Raw genomic sequence first — 7,871 nt, forward strand, 5'->3', positions numbered from 1 at the left:
GCCGAAGGCTCGACGGGCTGTTCCTGCGTCATGCCCGGCACCGCCGCCGAATTGCCTGCGCCGCCGTTTTTCGCCTCGTCGTACGTAATCGGGAACGAATCGGTGAATTTACCGTCGCGGTAAACGGTAACGACCGCTTCCGTATTCGGCCCGAGCACGACCTCAACCGGGAACGACTGCGTATCCTTGATCGTTTTTTTGCCCCAATCGATCTTCTCGCCGCGGGCATCCGAATACTCGATCCGGATCTCGCTGGACTGGCCGATAACCGCAGGCGAGATGAGAATGTTGAATGTATACTTCAGCGCATCGTCGGGCAGGCCGGAGCTGACGGTAACCGTCACTTCGCTGCCTTTGGCCACCGCATCCCCCGCCTTATACGGGAATTGGTCGATAACCGTACCTTCCGGGGAATAGCTCGGCTCCTTCACCACTCCGGAATCGGGACCCGGCTTCAGGCCTCGCTTCTGTAGCTCGTTCAGCGCCACCTGCTGCTTCATGCCCAGCAGGTTCGGCATCTCGAACGTCTCTCGCCCCTTACTGACGGTGAACGCAATTTTGTCCGCTCCCGGATCGAACGAAGCGCCGGCTGCGATGGACTGGGCGATAATGCTGCCTGGGGCCGCATCGTCAAATACTTCCTCCCTGGAAATTTGCTCCTCCTCGACCATGCCGAGATTGACCAGTTCCTCCACGGCGTCCGCATACTTGCGCCCGCTGAAATCCGGCATTGCCTCCATACGAGGTCCCTTGCTTACGTACAGCTTGATGAACGAGCCTTCCTTGACGCGCATGTTCGTCTTGCTCTGCTCGAACACCGTATCCTTCGTCACGTCTTTCCGCTCCTCATAAACGACAGGTTCTTCCACCTTCAACCCGGCATCGGCAAGCATCTGCCGCGCGGCGGCCTCGGTTTGGCCGACGACATAAGGCACATCCACTTCATTGGTATCCATGATGCCGATAACCGTTCTTACGCCCATATACACAAGAAAAATGACCAGCAGAGTAATCAGAACCGTGAGAAGCGGCTTAACCCATCTGCGTTTCGTTTCCGGCTCGTCGACCCATTTCGTCTCGACGCCGGCTGACGCCGCAGCGGCGCCGCGGATGGCCGGCATCGCTCTCGTCTCGTCCAAATCCTGCGTAAAGGCGATCTTGGGCTCGTTCAGCCTCTCGGGCTTCAGGCACGTTTCCAGATCCTCCAGCATTTCCTGCGCGGAGGCATACCGCTCGGAGCTGTTTTTGCGCATCGAACGCAGAATGATATTTTCCAAGCTCTGCGGAATATGCGGGTTGACCTGCCGCGGCTCCTCGAAATCGTCCTGAAGATGCTTGAGTGCGACGCTGATCGGGCTTTCGCCGAGAAAAGGCAGTCTGCCCGTCAGCATCTGGTACAGCACGATCCCTAGGGAATACAGGTCGGATTTCTCGCCGGTGCTGATCCCTTTCGCATGCTCGGGCGAGAAATAATGAACGGAACCGACCACCGACCCCGTCTGTGTGATCGTCGAAGACGTGACCGCGCGGGCGATGCCGAAATCCGTCACCTTCACGCGGCCGTTTTTTCCGATCAGAATGTTATGGGGCTTAATATCGCGGTGGATGATCTGATTCTGGTGGGCATGATCAAGGGCGTCGCAAATTTGCACGGCAAAACGGACCGCCTCCTCCGTCTGCAGCGGCGCGCGTTCCTTGATCAAATCGTTTAAATTGCTGCCTTCCACGTATTCCATCACGATGTAGTGCGTGTCTTCCTCCTCGCCGACATCGTAGATGCTGACGACGTTCGGATGCGACAAGGAAGCGGCCGACTGGGCTTCCCGCCGGAATCGGCGGACAAATTCCTCGTCATGGCCGAATTGCTGGCGCAAAATTTTGACGGCGACTTTACGGTTGAGCAACACGTCGTGCGCTTTGTAGACAAGCGCCATGCCGCCGCTGCCGATTCGTTCGATTATTTCATAACGTCCGCCAAGCTCCCGTCCGATCATCCTATCACCTCTTCTTCATCGCCGGCCGCATGGTCGATCAAAAGCACGGTGACGTTATCGTCGCCCCCGGCATGCAGGGCAAGCTCAATGAGCCGCTCCGCCTTGCCGTCGAGATTTGGCTCTGCGTCAAGCAGCGCCGCGAGCATCTCGTCCTCGCCGACCATCGAATATAAGCCGTCGCTGCACAGCAGCAGCATATCGCCGGGCGTCCAGGCAAAACCCTTGACATCCACCTCTACGTGCCGGTCGGTTCCAAGCGCCCGGGTAAGCACATTGCGGCGCGGATGGTTGGCCGCCTCCTCGGCGCTGATCTGGCCCGATTTCGCCAGCTCGTTGACGAGCGTATGATCCTCCGTCAGCAGACGGAGCCGACCGTCATGAAGCCGGTAGGCGCGGCTGTCGCCGATATGCCCGATAATGCCGCTGCCTTCAAAAAGCATCGCGGCCACGACCGTCGTTCCCATATTATGGTAACGGTCGTTCTGCGAAGCCATTTCGTATACGATCTCGTTTGCCTGCAGTATCGCTTGTCTGATCAACGTCTTGGCCTGCTCCGGATCCAATGGATCCTTGTAGTCCCGCAGCGACTCGCGGAACGTGTCGACCGCCAGCTGGCTGGCGACGTCGCCGGCCTGGTGGCCGCCCATGCCGTCCGCCACAATGGCGACCGTTATACCGTTCTCCAGCTGGCCCACCCACGCACGGTCCTCGTTCACGAGCCGGATGCGTCCGATGTCACTCCGGTTTGCCGTTCTCAACGATTGTTCACCTCGCCGACTCCATATGCTTCGCACGCAGCTGTCCGCAAGCTGCGGCGATATCGTGCCCCTGCTCCCTGCGGATCGTCGTGTTAATTTTTTTCTTTTCCAGAATGCGCTGAAACTCAAAAATGTCCTCCCGAGGCGTCCGCACATAATCGCGCTCGGGCACGTGGTTGACCGGAATCAGATTAACGTGGCACAGCAATCCCTGCAGCACATCCCCCAGCTCCTCCGCATGCTCGGGACGGTCGTTGACGCCGCCGATCAAGGCGTATTCGAACGTGACGCGGCGGCCCGTCTTGGCGATGTAGTACCGCAGCGACTCCATCACGTCGTCGAACGGGAAACGCCGGTTGACCGGCATCAGCTTCGAGCGGAGCGCATCGTTCGGCGCGTGGATCGAAATCGCCAGATTGATCTGCGTGTTCTCCTCGGCGAACTTGTAGATGCTCGGCACGATGCCGCTTGTGGACACGGTAATATGCCGCTGTCCGATGTTAAGTCCTTTCTCGTGGATCATAATGCGCAGAAAAGCCATCGTCGCGTCATAGTTTTCGAACGGCTCGCCCGAACCCATAATGACGATGCTGGAAATGCGCTCTTCCGTCTTGTCCAGCAGTTGCTGGGCGGTGACGACCTGCGCGACGATCTCGCCCGCCGTCAGATTGCGCTTCAAGCCGCCAAGCGTCGATGCGCAGAATGTGCAGCCGATCCGGCAGCCGACCTGGGTCGTCACGCAAATGCTGTTGCCGTAGTTATGGCGCATGACGACCGTCTCGATGGCGTGGGCGTCGTGGAGGCCGAACAAATATTTGACCGTGCCGTCCTTCGATTCGAGCCGCGTAATCTCGCTCAGCGTCACGAACCGGAATTGGGCGTCCAGCTTCTCGCGCAGCGGCTTCGACAGGTTGCTCATGTCCTCGAATGAGGTCACACGCTTGACATACAGCCAATCGAACAGCTGCCCGGCGCGGAACGCCGGCTCCCCGTTCTCCTTCATCCAGCCCTGAAGCTGCTCGAGCGTGTAATCATATATAAAAGGTTTCGTTTCAACCGTTTCCTTCCGGTCGATCGTTTGTTTCGTTTCGCTCATTTCCTTACCACCCGTTCCGCTTTCGGTTGGCGGCGCGTTGTTCTGTGTCCGTCCGCTCCGCAAACCCTTATTTTGACCATCCATCCTGCTATTGTATCACAACCGGCCCGGATGGACTACCGCCGGGGACGGCGGACTCCCTGACTCGCAACGGCTCAGCGCCGGCGCAGCCTTGCGATAAAGAACCCGTCGCTGCCGAAATGCTGCGGCAGCAGCTGCACCATGCCCGGGAACGCCGCGTCATCACGAACAACGCCCGCCTCCCGCAGGGCATCCAGCACATGCGGCGGCCAATCCGGATCCAGCTCAAATTCGGCGTGCCCGGCAAGAAAACGCTCGATTTGCCCTTCGTTTTCCCTCCGCTCAATCGTGCATGTGCTGTACACAAGCGTGCCGCCGACCTTCACAAGACGGGCAGCCGCTTCCAGCAGGCGCGTCTGCAGCCCGGCAATCGCATCGACGTCCACCGGCGACTTCGCCCACTTGATTTCCGGCTTCCGCCGGATCACGCCGAAGCCGCTGCAGGGGGCGTCGAGCAGAACAAGGTCCATTGACGCATCCGGATGCTTCTCCGGCAGCTCGGCCGCATCGCCGACGGTCGTCCGGATGCAGGAAAGCCCGAGCCGTTCCGCCTGCGCGGCGATCAGCTTTTCCTTGTGCGGATGAATGTCGTTCGACCAGACCGTGCCGCGGTCCTCCATCAGCTCCGCAAGATGGGTCGACTTGCCTCCCGGAGCGGCGCAGCAGTCCAGCACGGTCATGCCCGGCGACGGCGCCGCCGTTTCGGAGACGAGCATCGAGCTCTCGTCCTGTACCGTCCACTGACCGTTCCGGTATTCGATCCGGTCGGCCAGGTTGCCTCCGCGGACCACGACGATGCCGTTCGGCGACAGCGGGGAAGGCGCCGCGTAGAGCCCCTCCTCCTTAAGCGCCGCTAGAACGGCATCGCGCCCGGCCCGCAGCGGATTGATGCGTATCGAGCTGTTCGGCGGCTCGTTGCCTGCGGCGCAGATCGCCTCCGCCGTCTCGGCGCCGTACTCCGACACCCAGCGTCCGGCCAGCCAATCCGGATAAGAATGCTTGAGCGCAATCGCCTCGGTCGTCGTCGCGCTCTCCGGCAGCGTCAATTCGCTCCGCCGCCGGTCCACATTGCGCAGCACCCCGTTGACCATGCCCGATATGCCGGCATGGCCGCGTCGTTTGGCTATGGTCACCGCTTCATTGACGGCGGCATGGGGCGGCACGCGGTCCAGATAAACCATCTGATACACGCTCATCCGCAGCAGCGCCAGCACCCAAGGCTGCAGCTTGGCCAAACCTTTGGCGACGAAACGCTCCAGCCAGTAATCCAGCGTGCGCATGCGCTGCACCGTGCCGTACACCAGCTCCGTCGCCAGACCTGCATCGGCGCGCGGCAGCTCCGCCTGCTGCAGGGCGCGGTTGAGCTCCAGGTTGCTGTAGGCTCCGTCGCGTTCGATCCGCACCAAAGCATCAAGCGCGACCTCGCGCGCCGAGCGGGCACGTTGTTGTTTGTTATTCGCCATCCGTTGTTCCTCCGAGCACCGTGCCTTCAGGCAGCCGCACGCCCTTCAACCACTCGGCGGCAGGCATCGCTTTTTTGCCCGCGGGCTGAACGTCCAGCAATTGCAGCACGCCGTCACCCGTTTGCACGAACAAACCATCGGGACCTGCCGCCGCCACCTTGCCCGGTTCGCCGCCACCCCGCTTGTCCGCCGCCGCCCGACAAGCCCACACCTTCAGCACCTCGCCGTTCCAATACGTAAAAGCGCCGGCAAAAGGCACCAGCCCCCGCACTTGATTACGGATCGTCTCCGCGCTGCGCGTCCAATCGATCCGCTCATCCTCGCGCGTCAGGTTCGGCGCATACGTCGCCTCTTCCTCGTTCTGCGGCACCGCCTGCGCGGTTCCGTCCAGAATCGACGGCAGCGTGCGCATAAGCAGCTCCGCGCCGGCTTCGCTAAGCTTCTCAAACAGCGTACCCGACGTGTCGTCGGGCGCGATCGGCACTTCCATACGGCTGATCATGTCGCCGGTATCGAGCCCCTCCGCCATATACAGGATGGTAATGCCGGTGACGCGCTCCCCGTCCATGATCGCCCGCTGAATCGGCGCGCCGCCCCGGTACTTCGGCAGCAGCGAGCCGTGCACGTTGATGCATCCCAGCCGCGGCGCGTCCAGCACCGCCTTCGGCAAAATCTGGCCGTACGCCGCGGTCACGATCAAATCCGGCTCCAGCGCCGCAATTTCCGCCGCCGCTTCCGGATTGCGCATGCGCGCCGGCTGCAGCACCGGAATGCCGCGGGCGAGCGCCGCTTCCTTAACGGGAGGCGGCGTCAGCACCTTTTTCCGGCCCTTCGATCGGTCCGGCTGAGATACGACGGCCACAACCTCGTACCCGGCGTCAAGCAGCTTATGTAAAGAAGGAACGGCGAAACCGGGCGTTCCCATGAACACGATGCGCATCCTGCTCACTCTCCGCTTCTTTTCGATTTCGCCGACGTTTCGTACAGCTCTTCTGCAATGTCCGTGAACAGGACGCCGTTCAAATGATCGATCTCATGCTGAAAAGCGCGCGCCATGAAATCGGTCGCTTCCACTTCGAACGGCTTGCCGTCGCGGTCCTGGCCCTTCACCTTGACCCGCTGCGCACGGCGGACATCGCCGCTTGTGCCGGGAATGCTCAGACAGCCTTCCGGTCCGAGCTGCTCGCCCTCGTGTTCGATGATTTCGGGGTTCACCATCTCGATCAAGCCGCTCTCCTCGCCCACGTCCACGACGATCACCCGCTTCAGAATGCCGACCTGCGGCGCGGCGAGACCGACGCCCTCCGCGTCGTACATCGTCTCCGCCATGTCCTTCAGCAGCTTGTGCAGATTGGCGTTGAATTTGGTCACTTCCTTCGCCCGTTCCCGCAGAACGGGATCCGGGTCCTTCACGATCAGCCGAATGGCCATGATGACGTTCCCTGCCTTTATATGTGAAATGAATGCCGGACATCCGGCCAAGCCTACAAAATAACCTGCGGATCGACGTCGACGGCGAACAGCACCCCGTCCTGCGAAGCACGATCCGTGAACGGAGCCATTGCCTTTCGCACGAGCGCGGCCGCGTCGATTCGTCCCCGATATTTTATCATACATTGAAAACGGTAGCGATCCTTCAGCCGCGGAATCGGCGATGCGACGGGCCCGAGCAGCTCCAATGCGCGCTCGCCGCCCGCTTCGAGCGGAGCAAGCAGCCCTTCCTCAGCGGCCGCCTTGCGCAGTTCCTCGGCGAACCGTTCCCCGGTCGACACGAGCAGCGGCAGCTGCTCATGCGAGAGCGTAATCAGCACCAGCCGGCAGAACGGCGGATACGACAGCACCCGGCGCTGCCGAAGCTCCTCCCGTACGAACGATTCGTAATCGTGGCGTTTGGCCGTTTGCACCGAATAATGCTCCGGCGAATACGTCTGCACGACGACCTCGCCCGGCAGCTCATGGCGTCCCGCCCGGCCCGCTACCTGCGTAAGCAGCTGAAACGTCTTCTCCGCCGCACGAAAATCGGGCAGATGCAGCGACGTATCCGCCGCAATCACGCCAACCAGCGTCACGTACGGAAAATCCAGCCCTTTGGCGACCATCTGCGTGCCAAGCAGCACGTCGGCCTTCCGCTGGCCGAACGCGGTCAGCAGCTTCTCATGCGAGCCTTTCTCGGACGTCGTGTCCACGTCCATCCGGATGACGCGTATGCCCGGAAAAAGCTTCGCAAGCTCCTCCTCGACCTTCTGCGTGCCCGTCCCGAAATAACGGATATGCTCGCTTGCGCAGGACGGGCATGTTTCCGGCGTCCGCTCGGCGTGGCCGCAGTAGTGGCAGCGCAGCATCCGGCTTTTCTGATGGAACGTCAGCGAGATGTCGCAATGCGGACACCCGGCCGTATAGCCGCAGGACCGGCACATGACGAATGTACTGTACCCCCGGCGGTTCAGCAGCAACACGGACTGTTCGCCGCGCTCCAGCC

Annotated in this window: 7 protein-coding genes; all 7 read right to left on the reverse strand. The window is 61.3% G+C overall.

Annotated features, from left to right (window positions below):
- The coding region (pknB, locus tag BG52_RS14425; protein WP_036667560.1) for a Stk1 family PASTA domain-containing Ser/Thr kinase at positions 1–1,994 on the reverse strand (1,994 nt) is incomplete at its 3' end.
- Complete coding sequence (locus tag BG52_RS14430) at positions 1,991–2,752, reverse strand: Stp1/IreP family PP2C-type Ser/Thr phosphatase (protein ID WP_036580646.1); 762 nt, start codon at positions 2,750–2,752, stop codon at positions 1,991–1,993. The genes pknB and BG52_RS14430, both read right to left, overlap by 4 nt.
- Before the next feature lie 7 nt (positions 2,753–2,759).
- Positions 2,760–3,848 (reverse strand): dual-specificity RNA methyltransferase RlmN, encoded by a 1,089-nt coding sequence (rlmN, locus tag BG52_RS14435; protein ID WP_051588076.1) that lies wholly within the window; start codon positions 3,846–3,848, stop codon positions 2,760–2,762.
- A gap of 155 nt (positions 3,849–4,003) precedes the next feature.
- On the reverse strand, positions 4,004–5,392 hold the full coding sequence (gene rsmB / locus BG52_RS14440; RefSeq protein WP_051588078.1) for a 16S rRNA (cytosine(967)-C(5))-methyltransferase RsmB: 1,389 nt from the start codon (positions 5,390–5,392) through the stop codon (positions 4,004–4,006).
- Entirely contained in the window at positions 5,382–6,332 is a 951-nt protein-coding gene (fmt, locus tag BG52_RS14445; protein ID WP_036580640.1) for a methionyl-tRNA formyltransferase, read from the reverse strand. The genes rsmB and fmt overlap by 11 nt, the downstream gene beginning before the upstream one ends.
- A gap of 5 nt (positions 6,333–6,337) precedes the next feature.
- Positions 6,338–6,823, reverse strand: coding sequence for a peptide deformylase (def, locus tag BG52_RS14450; RefSeq protein WP_036580639.1), 486 nt, complete (start codon positions 6,821–6,823; stop codon positions 6,338–6,340).
- A 53-nt stretch (positions 6,824–6,876) separates the two neighbouring features.
- A partial coding sequence (priA, locus tag BG52_RS14455) for a replication restart helicase PriA (protein WP_036667562.1) occupies positions 6,877–7,871 on the reverse strand: 995 nt, incomplete at its 5' end.

The sequence above is a fragment of the Paenibacillus darwinianus genome, assembly GCF_000598065.1.
In the GTDB taxonomy this organism is placed as follows: Bacteria; Bacillota; Bacilli; order Paenibacillales; family Paenibacillaceae; genus Paenibacillus_I; species Paenibacillus_I darwinianus.